Here is a 25,969-nt window from a genome sequence, read left to right as displayed (position 1 = left end):
ATCAGAATTATGAAACTCCATACCAGTACTGTCAATGGCGTAGTCACAGCAATTGACGAAATATTCAAAAATAATAGATATGCCGACAAGGTTATCGAGCGTACGCTTAAATCAAATCCCAAATGGGGAGCAAGAGATCGAGGCTTTATTGCAGAATCTGTTTATGATATGGTTCGCTGGTGGAAATTAATCAATGCTGTCAGCCCATCTTCCGATACTTTTCATCTTTTCGGAACATATTGGCTATTGCAAGGCAAAGAACTACCAGAATGGAGGGAGTTTAAAGGAATCAATGCCGAGGTAGTTGAGCGAAAATACAAAAGGATCACAGATAGGGCTACTTTGCAGTCGATCCCAGAATGGTTAGACAAAATGGGGGAAGAGCTTCTTGGAGAAAAATGGGAAGAAGAACTCAGCACCCTCAATACCCAAGCTGATGTAGTACTCAGAGTCAATACCCTAAAAATCAGTCGTGAAGACCTGATGAATAGATTGGCTAAAGACGATATTGACACTTATGCACCAAAAGGCTACAAAGATGCCCTTGTACTTGGAAGAAGGCAGAATATTTTCAAAAACGCAGCATTCAAAGAGGGGCTATTTGAAGTTCAAGACGCCTCTTCTCAGCTTGTAGCCCAAGCCCTAGAGGTAGAACCCGGAATGCGAGTGATCGATGCTTGTGCAGGTGCAGGTGGCAAATCCCTACACTTGGCTGCTTTGATGGAAAACAAAGGCCGAATCATATCCATGGATGTAGAGGGCTGGAAACTTCAGAACACGAAATTAAGGGCAAGAAGAAACGGTATCAGCATCATCGAACCAAGACCTATTGAAGGTAACAAAACCATCAAAAGACTCAAAGAATCTGCTGATAGATTGCTACTCGATGTACCATGTACTGGTCTTGGAGTATTGAGGAGAAATCCTGATACCAAATGGAAAATCTCTCCAGAATCAGTTGCCAAGGTGCAAGAAATTCAACAGGAAATTCTCCAAAACTATGCTGTCATGCTGAAACCCGGTGGAATCATGGTTTATGCGACTTGTAGCATCCTTCCTAGCGAAAATCAACATCAGATAGAAAAATTCTTGACTTCAGAAAAAGGTAAAACCTTTGAGCTGATCGAAGATCAAAAGGTACTGGCACAAGAAAGTGGTTTTGATGGCTTCTATATCGCCAAACTCAAAAAGAAGGATTAGGGCGCTTTTTCTTTATTAAAGTCCCTCCCTTTCTATCAGAAAATTTTAGATTTGTGTTTTCAATAAATCTTGATCCAATGCAACAAGAGAAAATAGATGCGATAAAATCTGAACTAGCAGCAGCTGATGCAAACAATGCAGAAGAGCTTGAGGCTTTCAGAATGAAATATATAAGTAAAAAGAGTGTCGTGGGAGAGCTTTTTGCTGAAATGCGAAATATCCCCAATGAAGATAAAAAAGCTTATGGGCAGCTGATCAACGAGGTCAAGGTACTTGCTGAAGAGAAGTTTCAAGCATTGATCGATAAGGTCAACAACAGCCAGAAACAATCAAAATCTCAAGACATCGACTTAACATTACCTCCTACAAATATCTCTGTGGGTGGGATTCATCCTCTGACAGCTACTCGTCAGCGAATCATTGAAATATTTGAAAGAATTGGCTTCAATCTTTCTGAGGGTCCTGAGATAGAAGATGATTGGCACAATTTCACAGCCCTTAATTTTCCGGAGAATCATCCAGCTAGAGAGATGCAGGATACCTTCTTCATCGAAAAAAATCCTGATATAGCGCTAAGAACGCATACTTCCTCCGTACAGGTGAGGGTGATGGAAAATCAAAAGCCACCTATCAGAACACTTTCTCCAGGAAGGGTATATAGAAATGAGGCTATTTCAGCAAGAGCACATTGTATTTTTCATCAAGTAGAAGGACTATATGTGGACGAGAATGTAGGTTTTGCTGATTTGAAAAATACCCTTTATCACTTCGCCAAGGAGATGTTTGGAAAAGAGACCAAAGTAAGGTTCAGACCTTCCTACTTCCCATTTACTGAGCCAAGCGCAGAGATTGATATTTCTTGCCAACTCTGTGGAGGATCAGGCTGCAATGTATGTAAAGGTACCGGCTGGGTAGAAATCGGTGGCTCAGGCATGGTAGATCCTAATGTCCTTGAAAATTGCGGGATAGATTCCAAAAAATACACTGGTTTTGCCTTTGGTATGGGAATCGAGCGAATTGCCATGCTCAAGTATCAAATCAAAGATTTAAGACTCTTCACTGAGAATGATGTCAGATTCCTGAGGCAGTTTAGGCCGATGCTTTGATTGGTTATTTAAATTGAAGTACAAGTAATATTGATAATAAAAGGACTTAGATTTTGACAAAATCTAAGTCCTTTTTAGATTATTGAAACACCAATTCAGCTAAAAATAAGACTTGTCTTTCCCCTGACTTGGTCCCAATTAAGAACTGTGTACCACCATCCTTCAATTTATATTTCTTCTTAAACTCGTCTGGGGAGAGTATATAATTTCTCGTGATGATATTGACTTTTCCAGAAGGAACTAGCTGTTTCAATTCCTTTTTGGGGTTTTGGACTTCTTGTAAAATTTTAAAAATCCGTCCTGGAATCTGTACTTCTGGTAAAGAATCACAAGTAAAAAGATGGCTATTGGGATGCAGCTTTTTCAGTCCATACTTGTTGCCAAATGACTTAAAAGCTCCAGCTTTGAGTATACTAGCCATGGGTTCAATCAGATAATTGCTATGCTTACCAAACTCACTCTCAAAAGACTCCTCAGCTTCAAAAGTAAAAGTAAAAGATCGACTACCAGCTGGATGTAGGTCTACACAGTGAATTATCCTTTGTGTTACAACGGATTCCTCCTGCCACAACAGCAAAACTTCTTTTACATCGTTGCGAAGGGAAACTACCCATATTTGTTGAATTTCGGGGATTTCTACCAACGCTTGCTTGATATCAAGCATTGGAGAAGCTTTGATTAATAGGGTTTTAGCCTTGGATTTCAGCAAGTTCCAGTGTTTTACTATGTCAGGCTCGCAGTCTGCTAATTTGTAGAGCTTTTGATTATGCCCACCTCGACGAGCTGGATCGACATAGATCAGGTCAAAGTTTGAAGAGGTTTTGGATAGAAAATCCAAGCTGTCACCATTCATAATGGTGAATTTATCAGGAGACAGGTGCTTGAAATTGTGCTCAGCTAATTTTGCTAATACTTCTTGTCGTTCACAATAAGTGGCATGTTCGAAGTTACTAGCTAGATAGTAAGTATCTACACCCAAGCCTCCTGTGAGGTCAATCATGGATTTACCACAAACCAAGTCCGCTTTGAAAAGTGCCGTCTCTTCGGAAGATGCTTGTTCCATAGAAATAGATGCAGGAAAAAGTAAATTGAAATTTGAAGCCCACGAGGGAATTTTATGCTTTGCTTTTTGCCTCGCATGAATCTGCTGCACTGCAAATCTGAGGTCAAAATCAGTCTTATCAGCATATTTTAAAAGCAATTGTGCAGGATCTTCATGAAGATGATCCTGCACAAATTGTTTAAAGGTTTCAGTATCGAATTGGCTTAAATCCAAATTAAACCAAATTGTGTTCTACCAAGTATGTCGCAATCTGCACCGCATTGGTAGCAGCTCCTTTTCTGAGGTTGTCAGCGACTATCCACATATTGAGTGTGTTTGCCTGGGACTCGTCTCTTCTCAGCCTTCCTACAAACACTTCATCTCTCTTATGAGCAGTCAATGGCATAGGATACACATTGTTGGCAGGATCGTCTTGTACAATCACTCCTGGTGCTGCTGCAAGTAGACTTTTCACTTCTTCAAGATCGAAATCTTTGTGGAATTCCACATTGACTGACTCAGAATGACCACCCATGGTTGGTATTCTTACTGTAGTAGCCGTTACTTGTATACTATCATCGTTGAAGATTTTCTTGGTTTCATTGATCATCTTCATCTCTTCTTTGGTGTAGCCATTAGGCTGAAACACATCGATATGAGGGAGTACGTTCAAGTCAATTTTGTGTGGATAGACCATTTCGGCTTGCTCCCCTGCACGCTCTGCCATCATTTGATCCACAGCAGCTTTGCCAGTGCCTGTCACGGATTGATAAGTGGATACCACGATTCTCTTGATACCATATTTAGCTCTCAATGGCTCCAATGCCAATACCATCTGTATGGTAGAGCAGTTAGGATTAGCGATGATTCTATCATCTATTCTTAGATCTTTGGCATTGATCTCAGGTACGACCAATTTTTTGGTTGGGTCCATTCTCCAAGCAGAAGAATTATCAATTACAATAGTACCTGCTGCGGCAAATTGTGGTGCCCACTCTTTAGATGTATCACCTCCAGCCGAAAAAATAGCGATGTCAGGCTTCTCAGAAACAGCCTGTTTGAGTCCAATTACCGTATATTCCTTACCCTTGAAAGTCATCTTTTTCCCTGCGGATCTTTCGCTTGCGACCAAGAGTAATTCATCAAATTGGAAATTGTGCTCTGCCAGCACTTCTAGGATTTCTGAGCCTACCAATCCGGTAGCTCCTACAACGGCTAGTTTCATTTTTAAAGTTTTAGAATTAATTTTTTGAAATGAAAGGCAAAGGTAAGGTAAGAATTTTCAAAATGAATGCTTTTTACCTTTACAATTAGCTAAACATCAAATAAATGTCCAGAGTTTTGCCATTTTTAAAACAAATGTCAATTAGTCGTTTCAATTACCGTTTATTTATTGGCTGAGTTTTAATTTAATGGCATGAGGATATTCCAAGATGTATGGAGTTTCTTTGCTTTTTCCATACTAGGTTTCAGCTGTTTGTATTCGGCTGAGATTTTTGCCCAAGTTCAGGACTTCGAAAGCAATTTTGAGATCGTCAATCATCCTGATGAGTTTTTGCCATTTTGGTCTGCAAATGAGGTGAGAAGTACGGCTGCACGTGTCTTTCAAGCCAACGACGAAGGAAGAAATGGTTCTAAAGCGCTAGGTGTACAACCCATTTCCACTTTTGATGGGGAGATTTATACTAGCTTTGACCTTAGTGGATTTGAAATACCCAAAATCGCATTTTTTGCAAAAACTCATCAAAATGGCTCTGGAAATAGACCTGCTACTGTTTTTGTTTCCTTTGGGGTAGAATTGGGCGGTTATGGGCAAGCAGTACAAATTGGTGATAATAACACTTTTCCTAATCAGCATACTGATTATAAGCTCTTTGACCTGGAGGTGCCTGTAGAGTTTTGGAATAAGCGGGTATTTATTAAAATCGAAGTCAAATATGGGCCTGGAACAGGCTCTGCTGCTAGATTTTTTTTGGATGATTTTGGTTTTTATGAGATAGACGAGCAGGTAGACCCCATCAAAGTCTTAAACGCAAGCATGCGCAATCCATTTGAACTAAACCTGTCTTTTGATCGGCCAATCAGACCCTTTGAACAGCGTCAAATCAGTTTCTCAAGTCCGAGAATTAGTGGGCTTTATTTTCCTCAGGATCATGAAGCAGTGATTGAGTTTGAATCAGAGGTTCCAGCTGAGAAATTCAATTTACAGTTGGTTGACATAGAAGCTCTGAGTGGTCAAATGACAACGGCTATCGATATTGAACTTGATCATCGATTCATCAGATTGGGCGATGTTTTGATTAAAAACCCTGAATTGATTGAGCTGAGTTTTTCTCAGTCTTACGATGCATCATCTGTCAGTCAAGCGAGCAAATTTCGCGTCAACGGAGCTATACCCTCTGGATTGACCCTTTCAGATGATGGTTTTTCAATGAGTTTGGAATTGTCTCAAGCTTTAAGTCTTGCACAAGAAATCAAGGTAGAATCTGAGGCTATTCAAAATAAAAATCAGCTGATGGGGGAGCCGTCAGAATTTCGGCTTTTCTACGAAGATGGCATTGCAGAAATTTTTGCTTTAACAGACTCAAGACTATTGATAGGTCACTCAGAGTCCCTGAATCGAAACACTTTTTCAATTTCTGATTTTATATTACTTGAATCTGAGATTACTTTTTCGGAAGCACAAGGTCAAGAAAGTAATCAAGTTGTTTTAATTCCAAATGAAGTATTTGAGGAAAACATCAATTATACATTGGCTATTCCACCTAGGTGGACAACTCGGGGGAAACTATTGCATGGGAGCTACAGAGACTTTGTATGGGACGCCACTGCACCTGAACTGATTCAAGTACTGATAGTGGGCAGGCGAGAGCTAATACTATTGTTCTCAGAGCCTCTAGATCCTATTTATGCTGGCATATTAGGAAATTATGCCATCGAAAATCATCAGCCAATCCAAGCGGAATTACAAGAAAGTGGCTCTGCTGTTTTACTTTCTTGGGATTTTGATTTCAATGAAGGTCAAACCTACTATATTTCAGCCAACCAAATAGCAGACCTTGTAGGAAATTTTTCAGAGGTACTCAACCTTGATTTTACCTTTGAATTACCCCCTCAGATTGGTTTTAAGTCCATCATAATCAATGAAATCATGCCGGCTCCCCGAGCTGGAAACTCACTGCCCAATGTAGAGTACGTAGAATTGTACAATAGAAGTAGTGCCGCTGTCAATCTGGGTGGGTTTCAATTGGCAAATTCTAGGAGGACTACTACTATTCCAAATGAAATTTTGCTTCCTGATGAGTATGTAATTCTTTGTCCGAGGACTAGGGCAGCTGAATTTGCTCCGTATGGTAGAGTCATAGGCTTGACAAATTGGCCAACGCTTCTCAATAGTGCAGATCAAATAAAGCTTTGGGATGCGACCGAACAAATTATCGATAGCTTGAATTATACAACAGCCAGCTTTGGAGGGAGTTCTTTTGCTTCAGGCGGATACAGTCTAGAAATTGTCAACCCTTATCTTGATTGCAACCTCAGTACTAATCTAAAGTCATCAACCAGTTCAGCAAGGGGAACGCCTGGTCGGGTAAATGCGGTATTTGATGAATCTCCTGACCAGACTTCGCCAGAAATTATTGGCGCGAGAGTATTGGAAAATAATCGAGTAGCAATTATTTTTTCTAAAGTGCTAAGTCCAAATCTGCAAATATTGGATTTTGAATTTTCATCAAACCTTGGTTTAAGGAGTATTGAATTGAGTCCAGATCAATTGACAATACTATTATCTTTTGATGCCGAGCTAAAAGAAGGTATCAAGTATGAAGGGAAAATCAAGGGACTTAGAGATTGTGTAGGAAACGAGATCAAGGCAGGTCAAGAGACATTCTTCTTCACCATCCCGTCAGCACCCGAGGCTGGTGATATCGTGATCAATGAGGTGCTATTCAATGCTAGAACGGGAGGGCCAAAATTTGTTGAGGTATACAATCAATCCAATAAATTCATCAATCTGAAAGATTGGAAACTGGCTAACTTAAATAGCGATGGTGAAATTGCCAATAGAAGGATTGTTGCTACGGTTGATTTGATTATGGAGCCTTTTGGCTTTTTAGTTTTTACTACTGACTCAGACAGACTTTTGAGTGAATATCCAAAAGGAGAAAAGACAAACTTTATACAGCTCAATACGCTTCCCAGCTATCCTCAATCTCAAGGCAATGTGGTTTGGCTAGATCCAGAAGAGAATTTTCCAGAGATTTTCACCTATTCGGAGCGCATGCACCATCGATTGCTGCGCGAACCTAGAGGGGTGTCTTTAGAGCGATTGAGTGGGACAGCACCAGTAGACCAAGTAGATAATTGGCAATCGGCCTCAGCAGCGGTAGGATTTGCTAGCCCAGGCTTCAAAAATTCCAACACCTTTGAAGGTTCAGAAAGGTTTGGAATTGAAATCTATCCTAAAGTATTTGTGCCTGATGCTGCTGGAGAGCAGAATTTTACTACGATCAGCTATCAAGTTGATCAGCCTGGGTGTTTGGCTACGCTGAGGATCTTTGCTACAAATGGTTCCTTGGTCAGAGAGATTTGTCAAAATGAAATTTGGGGTACTTCAGGTTTTTACATTTGGGATGGAACAGATTCCTCAGGGAGAAAAGTCAGAACGGGCTATTACATCTTGATCGCGGATGTGTTTGACCTAACTGGAAATGTATCTCAAACAAAGAAAACTGTTATTGTTGGTACAAAAATCAGGTAAAAATTTTTATCAATGGAATATTCTCCTTATTTTCATTGCTCTAACCGTAAAAACCTATCCAAAATGAACCACGACATAATCGCCCAAACCTTGAGAACTTATTTTCTCGAAAAAGGAAAGACCATCAAATTGATACAGAGATACTTACGCATGAAGTATCATCTAATCATGGATGAAAAGTTATTAGAAAAGAGATTACAGAATCTGTCAGTGAATTAAGAACCGCCAAATTGGCGGTTTTTTTATTTTTGGAAATCCAAAACCTAGCTGTATTTTAGGGGCTTTTAAAACCCGGGGTGGGTTTATCTAGTATACCACTAATAAATTAGAAAGCTATGAGTGCAGAAGAAAAAACAGCTTATTCTCCTGATGAATTGAAGGAGTTTGAAGAGATCATCCTACAGAAATTGAGTGTGGCTAAAGAAGAGTTGAATTCATTGAAGCAAACACTGAGTAAGAGTAACGATAGTGGTACAGACAATACAGCTTCAACTTCAAAATTATTGGAAGATGGTGCTGATACATTAGAAAGAGAAAGCTTAAGCCAATTGGCTGGGAGACAGCAGAAGTTTATCATCAACCTTGAGAATGCTTTGGTAAGAATCAAAAATGGCACTTATGGTGTGTGTGTTGATACTGGGAAATTGATTGCCAAGGAAAGATTGAGAGCTGTGCCTCATACTATGCATTCCATAGAGGCTAAATTGGCTAAAAAATAAATTGGATTTCTTACATAGACATATTGAGGCGCTGGTATTTTGCTCTCCATCACCTATATCGGTAGATGAGATTCAAAAGTGCTTATCCGAGATGTTTGAGTCAGAAGTCCCTACAGATCATATTTTGACCGCAATCACTGAGTTGCAGTCAAAATATGAAGCTGATGATTTTTCTTTTGCCTTAGAGCAAATTGCTGGAGGTTATCAGTTTTTGACAAAACCAGCCTATCAGAGCAGTATTTCAATATTGCTCAAGCAACAATCACAAAAAAGACTCTCTACTGCTCAGCTTGAAACACTTTCTATCATAGCTTACAAGCAACCTGTCACAAAAACTGAAGTTGAACAAATTAGAGGCGTAAGTTGCGATTATTCTATTCAAAAACTGCTCGAAAAGGAATTGATTACTATCAAAGGTAAATCAGACAGCATAGGCAGACCCATACTTTATGGAACTAGTGAAAAGTTTATGGAGTATTTTGGTATCAATGCCATCTCTGACCTGCCACAACCAAAAGATTTCAATACTGAAGAAAATCAAATAGGCGAGGCAAAAGATTAATTTTTTTTCAACTTTACCTCAGCATGTCCTGAGATCAAAAACTTTCTTCCAGAATCGATTTCCAAACAAAGCACCCTGGTTCTTTTTACCTCCAGCTTTTCAAATATTCTACCCTTTATCTCAAATTGGGAACCTACTTTAATTTGTTGTAGAAACTGTAGGCCTGTATTTCCATTGTTTTCATCAAATTTCCTCAACTCCATCATGAGCCATGGGTCCGCGCCTGTACTTGCTTTAGGATTGATGATGTATCTCTTGAGAGGGATAAGTATATCTCTGGGAAAAATTTGCGGGTCTAGTAGTGGATCCAGCAGCTCTTGAAATGCGCGCTTCCATTCTATGCCATGCGGCTTGATTTTAGTTCCATATTTAGTGAAGGCCCTGTAGTGGGCGACTTCATGCACATAAGTGATCAGAAATTGATAGGGATTGAGGTTGTGATTGATGGTGATGGTTTGGACTTTTTGATCACTCCTGTATCTGAAATCTCCCAATTTGGTCTGCCTTTCTCTTGTAATATAAAAATTAAAAGGATCAGCTTTCCAAAGATCAAAACAATAGTTGACAGCTCCTTCAGGGAGGTGTTTTTTAAAAGCTTCGTAGAATTTTTGATCCTTATTCATCAGTCTAAATATAATCACGCTACCTGAAATCAAAGACACCTTTTGATCTTATTTTTTCAAATGATTTCAATTTCCCAATTATTTTCTCAAATTGAAACTTAGCATCTCGATAAACCCTATTGTATGAATTCAAAATTACTCGTTAGACTTTCATTGATTTTCAATTATATGGTCTTCGCTGTCCTTCTCAACTCGGTAGGAGCAGTGATTCTTCAGGTACAGCGAACTTTTGATGTGAGCAAGGCTGAAGCTTCAGTCTTAGAAGGTTTCAAGGACTTGCCTATTGCTATATTTTCTTTCATCGTAGCTTCTTTTTTACCAAAAGTAGGCATCCGAAAGGGAATGCTGATTGCCTTGTTTGCAGTTGCTGGTTTGTGTTTTTTGATGCCTGTGGTGGCTGATGAATTTTGGTATTTCAAGATGCTCTTTACTGTGGTGGGGATATCTTTTGCAGTGATCAAGGTATCGGTTTTTGCTACGATCGGCTTAGTGACTGAAAATACGAAGGAACATAGTAGTTTGATGAGTACGATAGAAGGTTTCTTTATGGTAGGAGTCTTGCTAGGCAATGTGTTTTTTAGCCTATTTGTCAATGACGCAGATCCAAGTTCAAGGACTTGGCTGAACATCTATTGGTACTTGGGAGCGATGACATTATTGGCAGCCGGATTATTGTTTTTTGCACAGATCAATGAATCAGAATCCAAAAGAGAAGATACGAATGCCAAAGAGGAATTTCTTGACATGTTGCGTTTGGTGATCAAGCCATTGGTATTGGTATTTGCTGCATCGGCGTTTTTATTTGTATTGATAGAGCAGAGTTTTATGACATGGACGCCTACCTTCTATCAAGATGTACTACAAGTACCTGCTAGCATGGGAATCCAAGCAGGAGCAGTCTTAGCTGGGGCATTAGCAATTGGCAGGCTTTTGGCGGGGTTTGTCTTAAGGCGGATTCATTGGTTGACATTTACACTGGTATGTACAGTTTTAGTGGGTGTTTGTGTTTTGTTGACTTTGCCACTGACGGCCAATCAGCCCGAACTTACAGAGGCCATCACATGGTTCAATGCACCTTTTGTGGTTTACCTTTTTCCGATTTTAGGAGTTTTTCTAGCACCTATTTATCCTACAATCAACTCAGTAGTGCTCAGCGCGCTACCTCGATATATGCAGAGCTCTATGTCAGGATTGATTGTGGTATTTTCTGCCTTGGGAGGCACCACAGGCTCGATAGTGACAGGGCATATCTTTGAGGCTTATGGTGGAACCAATGCTTTTTATTTTTCATTGATTCCCATATTAGCCCTATGTTTGGTGTTGATATTATTGAATAGACAAGTCAAAATGCAAGTAGCATGAAATATTACGAACAACCAGAATATATATATCCAGGACTTTTCGAATTGGTTCAGGGCAGTGGACTTTTTCCTGACTCCAAGACTTTTGTAGATGCCATCCCCAAGAGAGATCCAAAGGATATCATCACAGATTTCTACAGGTCAGTGAGGTCGGGGAGGCTTAACCTTAAAGGATTTCTGGCTCAAAACTTCATAATCCCTAAGGAAGCGGATGTCGTCAAAATTGATTTTCCAGCTGACATCAGTTTGGAAGAGCGATTGAAACTGCAATGGGATGTGCTAAGAAGGGATGCTGATGAAGAATTGGAGGGTTCGAGCCTGATTCCGTTACCCAATCCCTATGTGGTTCCTGGGGGTAGATTCCGCGAAATTTATTATTGGGACAGTTACTTCACCATGCTTGGGCTCAAGGAGTCTGGGAAGATTGATCTGATTGAATCCATGGTGGAGAATTTTGCCTACTTGATCAGGACTCTAGGGCATATCCCCAATGGGAATCGTACCTATTTCATTTCTCGATCCCAGCCCCCTTTTTTTGGAAAAATGGTTGAATTGCTCGCAGAGGCCAAAGGAGATGATAGAGTATATGAAACCTATCTTCCTGAACTTTGGGTAGAATACCTATATTGGATAGAAGGTGAGCAAGAAATTCCTCTGCCAGGGAAATATTACCATCGCGTAGTACGAATGGATGATGACACTTCTCTGAACAGGTATTGGGATGATGAAAATGAACCACGCGCAGAATCCTACATAGAAGATGTGGAGGTTTCTGAAAAAAGTCGTAGATACCCAGAAAAGATATTCAGAAATATCCGGGCTGCCTGTGAATCTGGTTGGGATTTTAGCTCCAGATGGCTGTACGAACCAACAGAGCTTAAAACTATACAGACCATCGCTTTGATACCGGTGGACTTGAATGTGTTAATTTCTGAGACGGAGCGCATCATCATTGAGTCCATGGAGAAATTTGGAGAGGATGATTTTATCATCAATCGGATGAAAAATTTCCGTAAAAACAGAATCGAAGGTATTGAGCGCTACTGTTGGGATGAAGAAAGAGGCATCTTTTTGGATTATCATATCAAGTTCAAGGAAAAAAATGACAGGCCAACCTTGGCTATGCTTTATCCACTGTGGGCAAAAACAGCAACTAAAGAACAAGGAAATCGAGTACTCGATTTTGTAGAAAAAAATTTCCTTAAACCCGGTGGATTAGTCACTACCTTGATCAATTCTGGTCAGCAATGGGATGCTCCTAATGGCTGGGCTCCATTACAGTGGATTGGATTTCAGGCTATGCTGAATTATGGTAGGGGGGACTTGGCCAGATCTTTGGCTGAGCGATGGACAAAGCTAAACGAAGACGTATTTGCCAGAACTGGAAAGATGATGGAAAAGTACAATGTAGAAGACCTAAGCTTAGATGCAGGCGGTGGAGAATATCCGATTCAAGACGGCTTTGGTTGGAGTAATGGAGTATACTTAGCGATGAAGGCTTGGTTGAAAAAGAATTAGATATTTTGAGATGAAAAAAGTTTTTATAATTCTGATAGTACTTACTTTTAGTGCTTGTGCGGCTTCTCAAGATGTATCAAGCAATAGAGAATTGAAAAAGCTAGGATACGTAGAGCTTGAAGGCTCTTTCATTACTAACCCTACGAGGAAGGATAAACCATTAAGGTATGTGATGTACATTGGAGGCATGGAACAAATATTTAAAGAAATTAGTGAAGAAATCCAGTATCCTAGAACAGAACGGTTGTTGGGGATTGAAGGCACAGTTTTAGTTAGTTTCATCGTTAATCAAAATGGGGAATTGTCTGATGTTGAGGTTCTGAAGTCGATCTCTAGAAATACCGATAATGAAGCAGTTCGAGTAATAAAAACACTAGATAAATGGTATCCAGCAATGGTAAAAGGGAAGCCAGTAAATGTACGATTTAGAATACCTATAAAATTTGCACTGACATGAAAAATAATAATCTTAAAATTATTTTAACCTTTTCTTTCTTTTTAATCAGTTTTTGGGGAGTATCCCAATCAGCCCCCCATGCTTTTTATCTGACATGGGTGGAGGATCCTACAAGTACGATGACTGTAGATTGGCATAGCGATGATGCCCAACCATCAGCATTGGAGATCAGGAGAAAGGGAACAGAGAATTGGGCTGCCATGGAAAGTGATGTTTTGCCTTATCCATTTTCAGATCGTACAGTACACCGTGTAAGCCTTCAAATGCTCCGATCAAATACAGCTTATGAAATCAAATTTCCAGGTTCAGATAAGATTTATTATTTCAGGACTATGCCTGAAAACATCAATGAGCAGCCTATCAAAATCGCAATAGGTGGTGACTCCATGCACAAAAAAGAATGGCTAGAAAAGACCAACAAGGTAGTCGCCTCTTACGATCCTGATTTTATCATTATAGGAGGCGATATGGCCTATGAAAATGGCTTAGCTGAAAACCTAAATAGGATTTATGACTTTTTTGATAGTTACAAAAATACCCTAGTCACAGAAGATGGTAGAATTTTACCATGTATAGTAGCTATTGGCAATCACGAGGTAGTGGGAGGATATTATGGCAGAAATGAAGGGTACGAGCAGACCAATTCCTTTAGAAATAGGATTGCGCCTTACTTTTACGCTTTATTTCCTTTTCCAGGACAACCGGGATATCAAGCTTTGGATTTTGGAACATATCTCAGCTTGATTATTTTGGATACTGAGCATTCCAACCCCATTGCGGGAGAACAGACCGAGTGGTTGGAAAAAACCTTGGAAGCTAAAATAGATTTTTTACATACCATTCCTATCTACCATGTGCCTGCTTATCCATCTGTAAGAGAATATGATGGAAAAACCCAATCATTGGTAAGAGATCACTGGGTACCGATTTTTGAAAAGTATAACATCAAGATTGCTTTCGAGAATCATGATCATGCATATAAGAGAACCTTTCCGATCAGAGCTGGACAAGTAGATCAGTCTGGGATAGTTTATGTAGGAGATGGCTCTTGGGGGACAGAACCCAGACCAATCCATGATGTAGCTGGTACTTGGTACCTCAAAAAAGCTCAATCTATCAATGCATTCACACTTTTGACCATAGAAGGAAGGCAGTTCAGTCTGATTTCCGTAGACTCAGATGGTAATGTCATCGATAGTTTCCCAGAAAATCCACTTCATCAATAAGCGAGGGCGATTTACTTTTCTATCCTGAAGAAATATTTTTAGCTTAGGGCATGGAAAGAAAAATTGCGCTAATCACTGGGGCTACTTCTGGTATTGGTAAAGCTACGGCAATAGCACTTGCTCAGCTAGGTTATCATATCATTGCTACGGGAAGAAGGACAGAAAGGCTTCAAGCTTTGAGATCCGAGCTTTCTTCTGATGTAGAATTACTTACTTTGACATTTGATGTCAGAGATAAAGATGCCGTGAAATCTAAGCTCTCTTCCCTTCCTGATGATTGGAAAAACATTGATGTCCTTGTCAATAACGCAGGGAATGCACATGGCTTAGATCCTATACAGCGTGGTTCTCTTGAAGACTGGGATGCCATGATAGATATCAATGTCAAAGGTCTATTGTACGTCTCCCATGAAATCATACCAGGGATGGTTGCTCGAAATTCTGGGACAATTGTCAACATTGGTTCCATCGCAGGCAAAGAGGTATATCCTAATGGAAATGTCTATTGTGGTTCCAAGCATGCCGTAGATGCGATCACCAAGGGTATGCGGATGGACTTGAATCCGCATGGTGTAAGAGTTATTGGGATTCATCCAGGTCTTGTTGCTACTGAGTTTTCTCTGGTGAGATTCAAAGGTGATGCCGAAAGGTCAGAGACCGTATATCAAGGGTACGAGCCACTTTTGGCTGATGATATTGCAGATACCATTGCCTTTGCTGTGAGCAGGCCCAAGCATGTAGTCTTGGCTGATATTGTCATATTACCTACTGCCCAAGCTTCTGCTACTTTAGTCAAAAAGAACCTCTTATGATACGCATATACCACTTATTGATTTTTGTTTTGAGCTTTTTACTTATAATTTCCTGTGTAAAAAAGTATGAGTCCAACTATGAATTAGAATTGGAGGATTTAGGCCAAGAGGTAGAAGTCGGAATTGAAAGGGAGGAAGAAAGACTGGTTGGTGAGTTGGAGCAAAGTTTGATTGATGCGGGGCTGGTGAATATTGAGCAGGTTATCTCAGATGTATTCGTCGAGTTGAAGTATTCTACGACGGATAATTTCTTCGGACAAGATGTCTATGGAGATTTGGAGCGCTGCTACCTTCAGCCTGTTGTAGCTGAAATGTTAAAAAAATCTTATGAGGCATTAAAAGCATCACATCCTGAATTGACTTTCCTGATCTATGATGGTGTCAGACCACAATCAGTACAGCAGATCTTATGGGATAATTTGGATAAGCCTGATAGCATCAAGCCACTTTACGTTGCTGATCCCAAAGTCGGGGGATTGCATAATTTCGGAGTTGCCGTGGATTTGACATTGGCCTATTCTGAAACAGGTGAGGCTTTGGATATGGGCACTGGTTATGATTATTTTGGATATCCCGCCTATCCTGATAGAGAAGGTCAGATGCTCAGAGAAGGAAAAATCACACAAGAGCATATTGCAAATAGAGAAATTCTCAGGAAAGTGATGAAGCATGGTGGGTTCACGGGCATTGGATCTGAGTGGTGGCATTTCAATGCTTTTTCCAGGAAGGAAGCTGCTGAAAAATTCGGCATGGTAAAGTAGAGCTCGCAGATTTCACGGATTTTATTTTACCACAGATAAACACGGATGGACACTGGATTAAATATCAATTCAAAATCTTAGCGCTCTCAGCACCTTAGCAACCTTTGCGAGAGGAATAATCTAAGATCTACAATCTAAAATTAACCCAAACCTATTATGAAATTGAAAAACCTTATCATCCCATTTATGTCCTTATTTCTGATCGTGGTTTCGAGTTCAGAGGGCTTTTCCCAGAATCAGTTCAAGGCTTTGGTCTTTAGCAAAACAAAGGGATTCCGTCATCAATCCATACCAGATGGAGTAGTCGCCTTGAAAAAATTGGCTAGGGATAATGCATTCCAGATTTATACTACCGAAGATGAGGATTTTATCACCGACAAAAACCTAGCAAGCTTTGACGTGATCATTTTGATGAGTACAACTGGGACTATTTTCAACTCTGAGCAGAAAAAAAGTATTGAGAAATTTGTCCAAAGCGGAAAGGGAATAGTAGGTATTCATAGTGCAACAGATACAGAATACGAATGGGGCTGGTACACCAAGCTGATTGGAGCGCAATTTCTCAACCATCCCCATCAGCAGACGCTCAAGCTCAATGTAGTCGATAGGAATCATCCAGCGACTTACCACCTACCTGAAAAATGGGTATGGTCTGACGAGATTTATGCCTTCAAAAATTTCAACGAAAATGTGAATGTGCTGATCACAGCTGACGAAAACACTTATGATGCGAAAGAAGGTATGGGAGAATTCCATCCGATTGCATGGACCCATGAGTATGATGGTGGGCGCATTTTTTATACTGCCCTAGGTCATACAGATTGGGCTTTTCAAGACGATAATTTTATGAAACACATCCTTGGAGGCATTTGGTGGGCTGCAAAGGGGTATCCTGTGGAGTGAGGGAAAGAATTGACCTCGGGACAAAAAGGGGATAGTTGATTTAGGAAAAAGCCTAGGCAGATTGATTAATGCCAAACTGTAACATAATTTGAAACTCTAAAATTGCATTAAAAGTTAGACACAGAAATCAAAAGGAGTTATATTTATTTTATTAGTAATTTTTTAAAGCGATAATTGTACATGTGTTTTTAATCCTTATTTATGATCATCAGAAAAGCAGAAGTCGGAGATATTCCAAAGATTGTAGCCTTACTTCAATTGGCACTAGGTGAGGGGAAAATTCCAAAGTCAACAACTCTTTGGAGATGGAAGCATTTGGAAAATCCTTTTGGTCCTTCTTTGGTGTTTGTCGCAGAAGAGCATGGAGAACTTCTAGGTGTAAGGGCATTTTTACAATGGAGCTGGGTGAATGAAGACAAAGAATTCCAAGCCTTGAGAGCAGTGGACACAGCAGTACACCCAAACCATCAAGGCAAGGGGATTTTTTCTAAATTGACTGCTGCACTCGCTGAAGAAGCGCGAATTAGAAGATATCATTTCATTTTCAATACACCCAATGAAAAAAGTCTCCCTGGTTACTTGAAGCTGGGATGGAAGAAACTTGGCAAAGTGGGAGTTGGCTTTGAAATTAATAGCCTAATTCCTAAGTCAGAAAGTAAAGGAGATTTACCAACGACGGAGGATTGGGAGTCATGCTTAAAAGGATTGGAATTTAGATGTAGCAAGGGTTTCCAGACCCAAATTTCAAAAACATATCTTTTTTGGCGGTATGCAATTAATCCAATTCTACGTTATGGATTTTTGACAGACTATCGGACTTATTTTTTAATCTACAGAAAGCGGAGCATGAGGTTTGGTGTAGAACTTAGAATTGTCGATTTGCTACATATTGATCAGAGTCAAAAAATTGATCAGCAATCACTTAGCATGCAAATACAGTCGCTCCAGCAAAAAACGAATATTACTACCTATAGCATCAGGCAAGCTTCCGAATATTTTAAAAGTTTCTGGGTGATCAAAAATGATCGAATTGGGCCAGTGCTTACCTTTAAGCAATTGAATATGACAGCTGCAGCTGAGTCTGAATTTATAGATCAGTGGAAATATAGTTTGGGGGATATGGAATTATTTTAAGAATAACTAAAAAACTTCTCTATAGCATCGATTGACTCTATGGAGAAGGGCTTGATGATATACCCATGGACATTCGGATCTGCATTAGCTCGGTCTATGTCAGCTGGATTACATGAACTAGATAGTACTACGATTCTAAATGAATCTTTTATGTGCTCTTCCAGGTCATTGTAAAGCCTTAAGAAATCCCATCCGTTGAAATCTGGCATATTCAGGTCCAAGAGTACCAAGATTGGATTTTTAGTCACCATGCTCTCCTGCAATTTGATGATCTGTCCCAAATAATAAAATGCTTCCAAGCCATTCTCAAACTTCCAGATCTTATGAAGATACCCGGTACGTCTCAAGAATTTTGAGTTTAGAATATTGATCACCGGATCATCATCCACCAATAGGATGGCTTCAAATTCATTGATATTATTCATTTGTGGTTAGTTACGGTTACCAGATGAAAAAGTGATGAAGTAAATGACTAATCAATTGTAGCACACATTTTCATTCTATGTGAATACAAGATGGATATTTTACAATAAAATAACAATAGGTGTTTACACGTAAAATCATTTTTTCATTTTAATGTAAATTATTAGTGGAGTAAAGGAGGGGTGATTAGTCAATACAAGATAATAGAAGCCTAGAAGTACGAAGAACTCAAGGAGGAACAAATTTTTAAACTGATTCCATAAAAAAAAGCTATGAAATATAATTTCATAGCTTAGTCAATTAACAATAAACCCAAAATAACCTGATGATTGATAAGGATTCGAACCTCTTTTCTTTTCAGAATCACGACCGACTCGCTTCAAACATTTCAAAAGCACTTTTTACCTCTGATTTCTTTTACAAATGTACGCACCAAATTTTATTCTTGAAAATAATATAACAAAATAGCTAAAAATTTACATTATTTTTAAAATCATACCTTATTATTTTCTTGATCAAAAATTATAACGATTGCGAAAATTCAAATTTTGAAAACTTGATAATGATATATTGGTTTCCTATTGAAGAATCATCAATTTTTTGGCTAATTTTTAAAAATCATCAATAATTACTACTTGATTTTTTATGATATTTAAAAACAGATGCATTGAAAGGCCATCAAACTATTATTTGAATGAAAATTTGGCCAATCTCTATTTTTCAAAAACAACATACTGCTCCCATTTTTCAAGGACACTAGAGAAATCCTCAGGCAGGGGCACCTCAAAATACACGTGTTTCTTGGTAATTGGGTGAACAAAGCCCAAAGATTTGGCGTGAAGAGCCTGTCTTGGCATCAAGTCAAAGCAGTTTTGAACAAAGGATTTATACTTTGAGAACTGCGTTCCTTTCCTGATTTTATCACCTCCATACATGGTATCATTGAACAGTGGGTGGCCTATATGCTTCATGTGTGCTCTGATTTGATGCGTCCGACCCGTTTCCAAGTTGCACTGAATCAATGATACATACCTGAGTCTCTTGAGAACTTTGTAATGTGTGATGGCATGCTTACCTTGACTACCATCAGGAAAAGCCATCATAACCTTTCTATCTTTTGCACTTCTACCAACATGGGCATTGATGGTACCTTCATCAGCTTCAGGCTCACCCCACACCAGCGCTATGTAAGTTCTATCTATGGTATGATGAAAAAATTGATTGGCCAAATCGGTCATCGCAGCCTCTGACTTAGCTATCACAAGCAAGCCAGAAGTGTCCTTGTCTATTCTATGTACCAATCCTGGCCTACCACTATTACCCGGTAGCTCCGGCAGTTGATTAAAATAATGCACCAGCCCATTGACCAAAGTGCCCGTCCAGTTACCATGCGCAGGATGCACGACCATGCCTGGGGGCTTGTTGATGATCAACAAATAGTCATCTTCATATATGATGTCTAAAGGCAATTCCTCAGGAATCACCTCAGTATGCATCACAGGCTTTTCTAAAAACACTTTGATTTCATCACCGGGCTTGATTTTATAGTTGGACTTGACAGTCTTCCCATTTACAGTAATGTGCCCATTGTCAATAGCAGTCTGCACTTTGTTTCTTGTAGCATTGGCTAATTTATCCGTCAGGTACTTATCGATTCGCACCATAGATTGCTTCTTATCTATCACCATGTGGTGATGCTCAAAAAGCGTTACTTCTTCGTCGTCAAACTGATCAATATCTAAATCCTCTGCCATGGAACAAAAGTAAGGCTAGTTTCATAATATTTCGGATATTTGAAGAGATAAAATGATTATCCGCAATGACACCAGTAATTCAATAAAACAAAAGGATCAAGCGGATAATCGTCGACGGACGACAGTTGATAGTCTACAACAGCTGAAGTTAAGGTGTGTGCGTAATAAATTATGGTTACTGGTGCGAAAGCGGATACACATAAAACTTAATATGATTATCCGCAATTATACAACTAACCAATTTAAATAAGGAATAAATCCGATACTAATTGATATTGGATATTCATTGATATTGGCTATAAATCACAGGTTTGTTCCATTATTTAGGTTCTACTTGTTAGTAAGCAGATACACATAAAACTTAAATATGATATTAGATACTTATTGATATTGACCAATTGCGATCAAAGAAAATATTGGAAAGAGGCGAATAATTAGACTGGAAAATTAACGGTAAAGAATTAAAACTAAGTTTCATGCTTATTCCACAAGAAATATCTAATGACACCCTTCACCATCCTTTATGGGAGAGGCTAGGTGTTAGTGTGGCTATCAAAAGACTAGATCGAGTACACCCCCTTGCATCAGGTAATAAATTTTTCAAGCTTAAATATAACTTGGTGCAAGCTAAGCGGGAGGGCAAAAAGAAAATTTTAACCTTTGGAGGAGCTTATTCCAATCACATCTATGCCACAGCCTCTGCCTGTCATGCGGCTGGATTTGAATCAATAGGGATAATAAGAGGTGAGGAAACACTACCACTCAACCCTACTTTAGTTGCTGCTCGAGAAAAAGGAATGGAGCTGCATTATGTGTCTAGAGGAGATTACAGGAACAAAAAAGAGGAGGAATTTCTAAACGAGCTTCGGAAAACACATGGGGACTTCTATCAGGTGCCTGAAGGAGGGACCAATAGCCTAGCTATCAAAGGAACTTCTGAAATCTTGTCTGTTCAGGACAATGAATATAGCTATATCTGTACTTCAATCGGAACAGGAGGCACTTTTGCAGGCATATCAGCAAGCTTGGGCCCCCACCAAGTACTTCTTGGCTTCTCTTCGCTCAAAGGAGATTTTATTTATCAAGAGATGGCCGATCTATTCAGCTATCATCAGATTGCCCCGAAAGGCAAAATAGAAATAGAGAATCAATATCATTTTGGTGGCTATGGCAAAACCAATGCTGATTTGCTAGCCTTTATTCGTTGGTTTTACGGTGAATTTCAAATCGTACTAGAGCCTATATACACAGGCAAAATGTGCTATGGCGTATTCGAAAAAATCAAAAATGGAGACTTCCCCAAAGGTTCCAAAATCCTAATCCTCCACACTGGCGGACTCCAAGGCCTCGCTGGCTTCAACCAAAGATTCGGTACTTCTCTACCTCTCTGACAATACATCCTTATATCTGATTAAACGTTTCCTTGCCAATCATTTCAATTCGCCGGTATGATCAACCAATATCTACAAGTATCCAATACCTATTGATATCTATGCTAAGCTATATGATTTACTTGCAAAGTTCCGTATAGCCACATCCCTATATTTCATTTGTATTTCAACCATATTTCAAAGTATTTCTACTCTAATTCATCTAAAAGGCTTCCAAATCAAATAAACCATTAATACCTATTAAAGAGGTCTTTAAAAAATTCACTCTTTCAACCTATACTGATCCTCGATTTCCTGTGGGATGATTTCCAAAACATTGGCTAACACCAAACGTACAAGAGTCTTGGAAGCTAAAAATCTAGGCAACTTTGCTCGTGAAGCATATTCTTTAAGTGTCAATACACCTTTTTCGGCAAGCGCCTGCATCAATACGGTTTCCTTGTCTCCATAGGTAAAAACCATGTCTTTTGGATGCTTTCCCCTTCGAAGGATTTCCCATACTTCTTTGCTGGCTTTTACGGTCTTATCCTTTACTCGAATAAATGCACGTCTTTGTTTTTCTTCCTTGATATAATGTGGACGATTTGCTGACTTTGGAATAGAGAATACAGCAACGCCCTTCTTGGGATTTAATTTGAAAACCTCCACTTCATAGTTCAAATCAGGAAAAATGAAGTCTTTGATGGCTTTTTCCATCACAAAAACCTCTTCTTCAATAAAGCGCTGACCCGATACCGTCCCATCATCATCCACACCGATAAGCAGTACACCTCCTTCGGTATTGGCCAAAGCAATCATCTCCCTGACGATTTTGTCAGGGTAGGCAGCCTTTTTCTTGAACTCTACAGTCAAGCCTTCACCTTGTTGTGCATACTTATGAATATCCTGAAGTGTCATATTCTAAACGCCTCTATTCAATTCAGCAAGTCTATTTTTCATGCCTTGCCACTCGTCTCTCAGCCTAGCTGCCTCCATGAAGTTGAGTTCTTTGGCAGCTTTTTCCATTTGCTTCTGTGTGGAAGCAATCAATTTCTCCAATTTGTCCTTGCTCAGATATTGCACGATTGGATCCGCCGCTACCAATGCTTCTTGATCCTGTTGTTCGGCATAAGTTTTTGCATTTTTCTTACTGTCTGCCACCTTAGTTTGCCCCATGATCTTCTCTCTGGATTTAATCACCGTCTTAGGAGTGATGCCATGCTTTTCATTATACGCAATCTGAAGCGCTCTTCTTCTGAGAGTCTCGTCAATTGCCAGCTGCATCGAATGGGTGGTAGTGTCTGCATACATGATCACCCGACCTTCTGAATTACGTGCTGCACGACCAATGGTCTGCACCAAACTCCTTTCATTTCTCAAGAAGCCTTCTTTATCCGCATCCAAGATGGCAACAAGAGAAACCTCAGGTAAGTCCAATCCTTCTCTTAGCAAGTTCACCCCAACTAATACATCAAAAACACCCAATCTCAGCTCTCTAAGGATTTCAACTCGATCCAGTGGCTTGACTTCAGAGTGGATGTAGCGGCTTTTGACACCAGCACGCTCCAAGTATTTCTGTAATTCTTCCGCCATCCTTTTGGTCAAAGTAGTCACCAAAACCCTTGCGTCAGACTTGATGGTTTGATCTATTTCCTCCAACAAATCATCAATTTGATTGGCACTAGGCCTCACATCGATCAATGGATCCAAGAGTCCTGTTGGCCTGATGATCTGTTCTACAACAACACCTTCCGTCTGGGCCAGCTCATAATCTGCTGGTGTGGCACTCACATAGATCACTTGATTGGTGAGATCCTCAAATTCCTCAAATTTCAATGGTCTATTATCTAGGGCAGATGGTAACCTAAAGCCATAATCCACTAAATTCACCTTTCGAGACCTATCTCCTCCCCACATCGCTCTCACCTGTGGTACTGTCACATGGCTTTCATCGATCACTAATAAATAGTCATCAGGGAAATAATCCAAAAGACAGAATGGCCTTGTTCCTGGATTTCTTCTGTCAAAATACCGTGAGTAATTCTCCACCCCAGAGCAATAGCCAAGCTCACGAATCATCTCCAAATCAAACTCAGTCCGCTCTCTCAATCGCTTGGCTTCGATCAGCTTCATATCTTTTTCAAAAAAAGAAACTTGTGCCATCAAGTCATCCTGGATCTCGTGAATCGCTGTATCTATCACATCTCTACCTGTCACAAAGAGGTTAGCAGGAAAGATGGAAATGAGCTTCTCATCAGAAATCTTCTTACCTGTAGCAGGGTCTACCCGCTGAATCGCCTCGATCTCATCTCCCCAGAAGAAAATGCGATAAGCAAAATCCGCATAGGCCACGAAAATATCCACAGTATCTCCCTTCACTCTAAAGGTGCCATGCGTCAGGTCATGATTGGTCCGAGAATAAAGAATATCTACCAATTTGAAAAGCAATTGATTTCTTGGGATTCGGTCACCTTCCTGAAGTCGGATGACATTTTTCCCAAACTCCTCAGGATTTCCTATACCATAAATACAGGAAACAGAAGCTACTACGATGACATCTCGTCTTCCTGAAAGCAAGGCAGAGGTAGCGCTGAGTCGGAGTTTTTCTATTTCTTCGTTGATAGAAAGGTCCTTTTCTATGTAAGTCCCACTTGTGGGAATAAAAGCCTCTGGCTGGTAGTAGTCATAGTAAGATATGAAATACTCCACGGCATTGTCAGGAAAAAACTGCTTGAACTCCCCATAAAGCTGTGCGGCAAGGGTCTTATTGTGACTCAAAACCAAGGTAGGTTTTTGTACCTGCTGGATCACATTTGCAATGGTAAAAGTTTTTCCTGAGCCCGTCACCCCCAAAAGCACTTGTGCAGGATCTCCTTCATTGAGTCCGTGAACAAGCTGTTTGATTGCTTCTGGCTGATCTCCAGTAGGTTTGTATTCTGATTGTAAATTGAAATCCATTTTTTTCTTGACTAGCTTAAGATAACACCCTCAGACTGCATAATAGTTTATCAAATCACGAATTTCCTATTTGCCTAGCCTGCTTAAATGTCTCGAAATTATAGTAAAGAAAATTAGTTCGCAGAATCACCACCAGTAAAATAGGAATCAAACTAGGGTGGAATGACTGCCAACCCAAAATCCAAAAGATAACTGCTGCATCAGCCATGATCAAAGCAAACATCAAATACCTTCTTACCCAAGGCAGAATCTTTTCTTTTAACAAGCCATAAACCAAAGCCAAATGCATAGGGAAAGCCCAGAGTAAGTTCCAATTCCATTTGGTTTGCGAGTGAAAAGTCAAAAACCAAAGCACGAAAACCAATAAACCTACTAAACCAAGTACTGTAAAGAGCACCGCGTCAAATCCCACGTATAAACGCCTTCGCTTATATCCCAAAAAAGTAATTACCATAAAGACAATTGCCACAAGCCACATCACCGCATAAGGGTTGAAAAGGCTCCCTTCGGATGGCCTGTCAGGAAACTGCAAAACAGTTCTAGCATCTTTGACTAAAGGTCTTGTGGGTCCATCTCCTTCTATCTCTGCTCGAGCAAAAGCCGCCTCCATGTAATCTGGCAAAAATTGCTTTTCCCGCTCTGATGCCTTGGCGTCGATGACAGAACCCAAGGCCAAGTCAATCCCCAAATCATACCAGGGAAGTGGGTAGACATATTCGTCAATCAACTCTCTGAAGGTTTGATCCTGTGGTTCGGCAGGGTCATACCAAACTAGCTGTTTTCCAAGAATATCTTCAAACAAATCTCTAATTCTAGTAGCACAATTATCAAAGAAGAAATCATAGCGATAAAATCTATTTTCTGGTAAAAGGTTGATTTTCAAAAAGTGAATCACCTCATCTGTTTGTTTTGGATTCAAATCCAAAATCTGTTCTCTAACATTTCTTTGAAAGTACTGATACTCGTATAGAAACCTATCAAAAGTGGTAACGGTCAACATGTAATCTAGAGTCCGTTGGGTAAACTTGACCACAAAAAATGGGGCATCAAAATCAAATGTGCCGTAATTGTAAACCAAGTCTTCACCAGTTTCTTGATTGAGAACTCGAATGGCGCTATGACCGAAGACAGAATAGATCTGATCTCCCGGATCACAGGTAAGTAGACTGATTTGATACTGCTCTGCATTGGCAAATAAAATAGTCGAATAAATAAACGAATAACTGAGCAGAACTTTTTTCAAAAGGTTTTTCATATAACGAACTTTATGAGTCTGACTAT

The 25,969-nt window shown here is 39.8% G+C and carries 23 protein-coding genes; 15 read left to right on the top strand and 8 right to left on the bottom strand.

Going from position 1 to position 25,969, the window contains the following annotated elements:
• Nucleotides 1-9: 9 nt before the first annotated feature.
• Together BW935_RS01475 and pheS are read left to right on the top strand one after the other, a co-directional pair.
• Nucleotides 10-1,200 carry an RsmB/NOP family class I SAM-dependent RNA methyltransferase gene (locus BW935_RS01475; RefSeq protein ID WP_076497837.1) on the top strand — a complete coding sequence of 397 codons (1,191 nt, stop codon included), beginning with the start codon at nucleotides 10-12 and terminating at the stop codon, nucleotides 1,198-1,200.
• A gap of 77 nt (nucleotides 1,201-1,277) precedes the next feature.
• A complete protein-coding gene (gene pheS / locus BW935_RS01470; protein WP_076497835.1) occupies nucleotides 1,278-2,306 on the top strand; it encodes a phenylalanine--tRNA ligase subunit alpha in 1,029 nt (342 codons plus the stop codon).
• Nucleotides 2,307-2,385: 79 nt separating this feature from the next.
• Here pheS and BW935_RS01465 read toward each other — a convergent pair whose 3' ends face one another.
• Nucleotides 2,386-3,540: a THUMP-like domain-containing protein gene (locus BW935_RS01465; protein WP_245802618.1), complete on the bottom strand. Its 1,155-nt coding sequence runs from the start codon at nucleotides 3,538-3,540 to the stop codon at nucleotides 2,386-2,388.
• A 43-nt stretch (nucleotides 3,541-3,583) separates the two neighbouring features.
• Entirely contained in the window at nucleotides 3,584-4,573 is a 990-nt protein-coding gene (locus BW935_RS01460) for an aspartate-semialdehyde dehydrogenase (protein WP_076497831.1), read from the bottom strand.
• A 192-nt stretch (nucleotides 4,574-4,765) separates the two neighbouring features.
• Between BW935_RS01460 and BW935_RS01455 the strand changes: the two genes are divergently transcribed.
• The 4 genes from BW935_RS01455 (at nucleotide 4,766) to scpB (ending at nucleotide 9,388) form a co-directional block, all read left to right on the top strand.
• Nucleotides 4,766-8,107, top strand: a complete 3,342-nt coding sequence (locus tag BW935_RS01455; protein WP_076497829.1) for a lamin tail domain-containing protein — start codon at nucleotides 4,766-4,768, stop codon at nucleotides 8,105-8,107.
• A 63-nt stretch (nucleotides 8,108-8,170) separates the two neighbouring features.
• Nucleotides 8,171-8,326, top strand: a complete 156-nt coding sequence (locus tag BW935_RS18260) for a hypothetical protein (RefSeq protein WP_175606619.1) — start codon at nucleotides 8,171-8,173, stop codon at nucleotides 8,324-8,326.
• A 116-nt stretch (nucleotides 8,327-8,442) separates the two neighbouring features.
• Nucleotides 8,443-8,826, top strand: coding sequence for a TraR/DksA family transcriptional regulator (locus BW935_RS01450; RefSeq protein ID WP_076497827.1), 384 nt, complete (start codon nucleotides 8,443-8,445; stop codon nucleotides 8,824-8,826).
• 1 nt (nucleotide 8,827) lies between these two features.
• The gene (gene scpB / locus BW935_RS01445; protein WP_076497825.1) at nucleotides 8,828-9,388 is read left to right on the top strand and encodes an SMC-Scp complex subunit ScpB; all 561 of its coding nucleotides are present in this window, start codon (nucleotides 8,828-8,830) and stop codon (nucleotides 9,386-9,388) included.
• Here the strand turns inward: scpB and BW935_RS01440 are convergent.
• Nucleotides 9,385-10,011, bottom strand: a complete 627-nt coding sequence (locus tag BW935_RS01440) for a SprT-like domain-containing protein (protein ID WP_076497823.1) — start codon at nucleotides 10,009-10,011, stop codon at nucleotides 9,385-9,387. The two genes, scpB and BW935_RS01440, sit on opposite strands and share 4 nt — an antisense overlap.
• Before the next feature lie 123 nt (nucleotides 10,012-10,134).
• Here BW935_RS01440 and BW935_RS01435 point away from each other — a divergent pair, with 123 nt between their 5' ends.
• The 8 genes from BW935_RS01435 to BW935_RS01400 all read left to right on the top strand — a co-directional run bounded on the left by BW935_RS01435 (nucleotide 10,135) and on the right by BW935_RS01400 (nucleotide 18,183).
• Nucleotides 10,135-11,373 carry an MFS transporter gene (locus BW935_RS01435; protein WP_076497821.1) on the top strand — a complete coding sequence of 413 codons (1,239 nt, stop codon included), beginning with the start codon at nucleotides 10,135-10,137 and terminating at the stop codon, nucleotides 11,371-11,373.
• Nucleotides 11,370-12,890, top strand: a complete 1,521-nt coding sequence (treF, locus tag BW935_RS01430; RefSeq protein WP_076497819.1) for an alpha,alpha-trehalase TreF — start codon at nucleotides 11,370-11,372, stop codon at nucleotides 12,888-12,890. Before BW935_RS01435 ends, treF begins: the two co-directional genes overlap by 4 nt.
• A gap of 10 nt (nucleotides 12,891-12,900) precedes the next feature.
• Entirely contained in the window at nucleotides 12,901-13,347 is a 447-nt protein-coding gene (locus BW935_RS01425; RefSeq protein ID WP_076497817.1) for an energy transducer TonB, read from the top strand.
• Nucleotides 13,344-14,573, top strand: a complete 1,230-nt coding sequence (locus BW935_RS01420; protein ID WP_076497815.1) for a purple acid phosphatase family protein — start codon at nucleotides 13,344-13,346, stop codon at nucleotides 14,571-14,573. The genes BW935_RS01425 and BW935_RS01420 overlap by 4 nt, the downstream gene beginning before the upstream one ends.
• A 50-nt stretch (nucleotides 14,574-14,623) precedes the next feature.
• Entirely contained in the window at nucleotides 14,624-15,385 is a 762-nt protein-coding gene (locus BW935_RS01415; protein WP_076497813.1) for an SDR family NAD(P)-dependent oxidoreductase, read from the top strand.
• Complete coding sequence (locus BW935_RS01410; RefSeq protein ID WP_076497811.1) at nucleotides 15,382-16,146, top strand: M15 family metallopeptidase; 765 nt, start codon at nucleotides 15,382-15,384, stop codon at nucleotides 16,144-16,146. The genes BW935_RS01415 and BW935_RS01410 overlap by 4 nt, the downstream gene beginning before the upstream one ends.
• Before the next feature lie 156 nt (nucleotides 16,147-16,302).
• Nucleotides 16,303-17,049: a ThuA domain-containing protein gene (locus BW935_RS01405; protein ID WP_076497810.1), complete on the top strand. Its 747-nt coding sequence runs from the start codon at nucleotides 16,303-16,305 to the stop codon at nucleotides 17,047-17,049.
• A 201-nt stretch (nucleotides 17,050-17,250) separates the two neighbouring features.
• The gene (locus BW935_RS01400) at nucleotides 17,251-18,183 is read left to right on the top strand and encodes a GNAT family N-acetyltransferase (RefSeq protein WP_076497808.1); all 933 of its coding nucleotides are present in this window, start codon (nucleotides 17,251-17,253) and stop codon (nucleotides 18,181-18,183) included.
• Here the strand turns inward: BW935_RS01400 and BW935_RS01395 are convergent.
• Entirely contained in the window at nucleotides 18,180-18,608 is a 429-nt protein-coding gene (locus BW935_RS01395; RefSeq protein ID WP_076497806.1) for a response regulator, read from the bottom strand. The genes BW935_RS01400 and BW935_RS01395 overlap by 4 nt on opposite strands.
• A gap of 711 nt (nucleotides 18,609-19,319) precedes the next feature.
• Nucleotides 19,320-20,360, bottom strand: coding sequence for an RluA family pseudouridine synthase (locus tag BW935_RS01390; RefSeq protein WP_076497804.1), 1,041 nt, complete (start codon nucleotides 20,358-20,360; stop codon nucleotides 19,320-19,322).
• A 476-nt stretch (nucleotides 20,361-20,836) separates the two neighbouring features.
• On the opposite strand from BW935_RS01390, the gene BW935_RS01385 reads away from it, so the two are divergent.
• Nucleotides 20,837-21,751, top strand: coding sequence for a 1-aminocyclopropane-1-carboxylate deaminase/D-cysteine desulfhydrase (locus BW935_RS01385; RefSeq protein ID WP_076497802.1), 915 nt, complete (start codon nucleotides 20,837-20,839; stop codon nucleotides 21,749-21,751).
• A gap of 261 nt (nucleotides 21,752-22,012) precedes the next feature.
• On the opposite strand, the gene BW935_RS01380 is transcribed toward BW935_RS01385, so the two are convergent.
• From BW935_RS01380 to BW935_RS01370, 3 genes are read right to left on the bottom strand one after another with little or no spacing between them, the layout of a single operon-like run.
• Entirely contained in the window at nucleotides 22,013-22,648 is a 636-nt protein-coding gene (locus BW935_RS01380) for an AlbA family DNA-binding domain-containing protein (protein WP_076497800.1), read from the bottom strand.
• Between the two features lie 3 nt (nucleotides 22,649-22,651).
• Nucleotides 22,652-24,688 carry an excinuclease ABC subunit UvrB gene (gene uvrB / locus BW935_RS01375; protein WP_076497798.1) on the bottom strand — a complete coding sequence of 679 codons (2,037 nt, stop codon included), beginning with the start codon at nucleotides 24,686-24,688 and terminating at the stop codon, nucleotides 22,652-22,654.
• A gap of 55 nt (nucleotides 24,689-24,743) precedes the next feature.
• Nucleotides 24,744-25,943 (bottom strand): Lnb N-terminal periplasmic domain-containing protein, encoded by a 1,200-nt coding sequence (locus BW935_RS01370; protein ID WP_076497796.1) that lies wholly within the window; start codon nucleotides 25,941-25,943, stop codon nucleotides 24,744-24,746.
• Nucleotides 25,944-25,969: the final 26 nt, after the last annotated feature.

It is taken from the genome of Belliella pelovolcani (assembly GCF_900156785.1).
GTDB classification, from domain to species: Bacteria; Bacteroidota; Bacteroidia; order Cytophagales; family Cyclobacteriaceae; genus Belliella; species Belliella pelovolcani.
Note: the sequence above shows the minus strand (reverse complement) of the source record. Positions and strands in the feature narration are given on the sequence as shown.

Bases quoted from the DNA above. Each gene is read 5' to 3' on its own strand.
- BW935_RS01475 (WP_076497837.1), top strand. From the start codon at position 10: ATGAAACTCCATACCAGTACTGTCAATGGCGTAGTCACAGCAATTGAC.
- pheS (WP_076497835.1), top strand. From the start codon at position 1,278: ATGCAACAAGAGAAAATAGATGCGATAAAATCTGAACTAGCAGCAGCT.
- BW935_RS01460 (WP_076497831.1), bottom strand. From the start codon at position 4,573: ATGAAACTAGCCGTTGTAGGAGCTACCGGATTGGTAGGCTCAGAAATC.
- BW935_RS01455 (WP_076497829.1), top strand. From the start codon at position 4,766: ATGAGGATATTCCAAGATGTATGGAGTTTCTTTGCTTTTTCCATACTA.
- BW935_RS18260 (WP_175606619.1), top strand. From the start codon at position 8,171: ATGAACCACGACATAATCGCCCAAACCTTGAGAACTTATTTTCTCGAA.
- BW935_RS01450 (WP_076497827.1), top strand. From the start codon at position 8,443: ATGAGTGCAGAAGAAAAAACAGCTTATTCTCCTGATGAATTGAAGGAG.
- BW935_RS01440 (WP_076497823.1), bottom strand. From the start codon at position 10,011: ATGAATAAGGATCAAAAATTCTACGAAGCTTTTAAAAAACACCTCCCT.
- BW935_RS01435 (WP_076497821.1), top strand. From the start codon at position 10,135: ATGAATTCAAAATTACTCGTTAGACTTTCATTGATTTTCAATTATATG.
- treF (WP_076497819.1), top strand. From the start codon at position 11,370: ATGAAATATTACGAACAACCAGAATATATATATCCAGGACTTTTCGAA.
- BW935_RS01425 (WP_076497817.1), top strand. From the start codon at position 12,901: ATGAAAAAAGTTTTTATAATTCTGATAGTACTTACTTTTAGTGCTTGT.
- BW935_RS01420 (WP_076497815.1), top strand. From the start codon at position 13,344: ATGAAAAATAATAATCTTAAAATTATTTTAACCTTTTCTTTCTTTTTA.
- BW935_RS01415 (WP_076497813.1), top strand. From the start codon at position 14,624: ATGGAAAGAAAAATTGCGCTAATCACTGGGGCTACTTCTGGTATTGGT.
- BW935_RS01410 (WP_076497811.1), top strand. From the start codon at position 15,382: ATGATACGCATATACCACTTATTGATTTTTGTTTTGAGCTTTTTACTT.
- BW935_RS01405 (WP_076497810.1), top strand. From the start codon at position 16,303: ATGAAATTGAAAAACCTTATCATCCCATTTATGTCCTTATTTCTGATC.
- BW935_RS01400 (WP_076497808.1), top strand. From the start codon at position 17,251: ATGATCATCAGAAAAGCAGAAGTCGGAGATATTCCAAAGATTGTAGCC.
- BW935_RS01395 (WP_076497806.1), bottom strand. From the start codon at position 18,608: ATGAATAATATCAATGAATTTGAAGCCATCCTATTGGTGGATGATGAT.
- BW935_RS01390 (WP_076497804.1), bottom strand. From the start codon at position 20,360: ATGGCAGAGGATTTAGATATTGATCAGTTTGACGACGAAGAAGTAACG.
- BW935_RS01385 (WP_076497802.1), top strand. From the start codon at position 20,837: ATGCTTATTCCACAAGAAATATCTAATGACACCCTTCACCATCCTTTA.
- BW935_RS01380 (WP_076497800.1), bottom strand. From the start codon at position 22,648: ATGACACTTCAGGATATTCATAAGTATGCACAACAAGGTGAAGGCTTG.
- uvrB (WP_076497798.1), bottom strand. From the start codon at position 24,688: ATGGATTTCAATTTACAATCAGAATACAAACCTACTGGAGATCAGCCA.
- BW935_RS01370 (WP_076497796.1), bottom strand. From the start codon at position 25,943: ATGAAAAACCTTTTGAAAAAAGTTCTGCTCAGTTATTCGTTTATTTAT.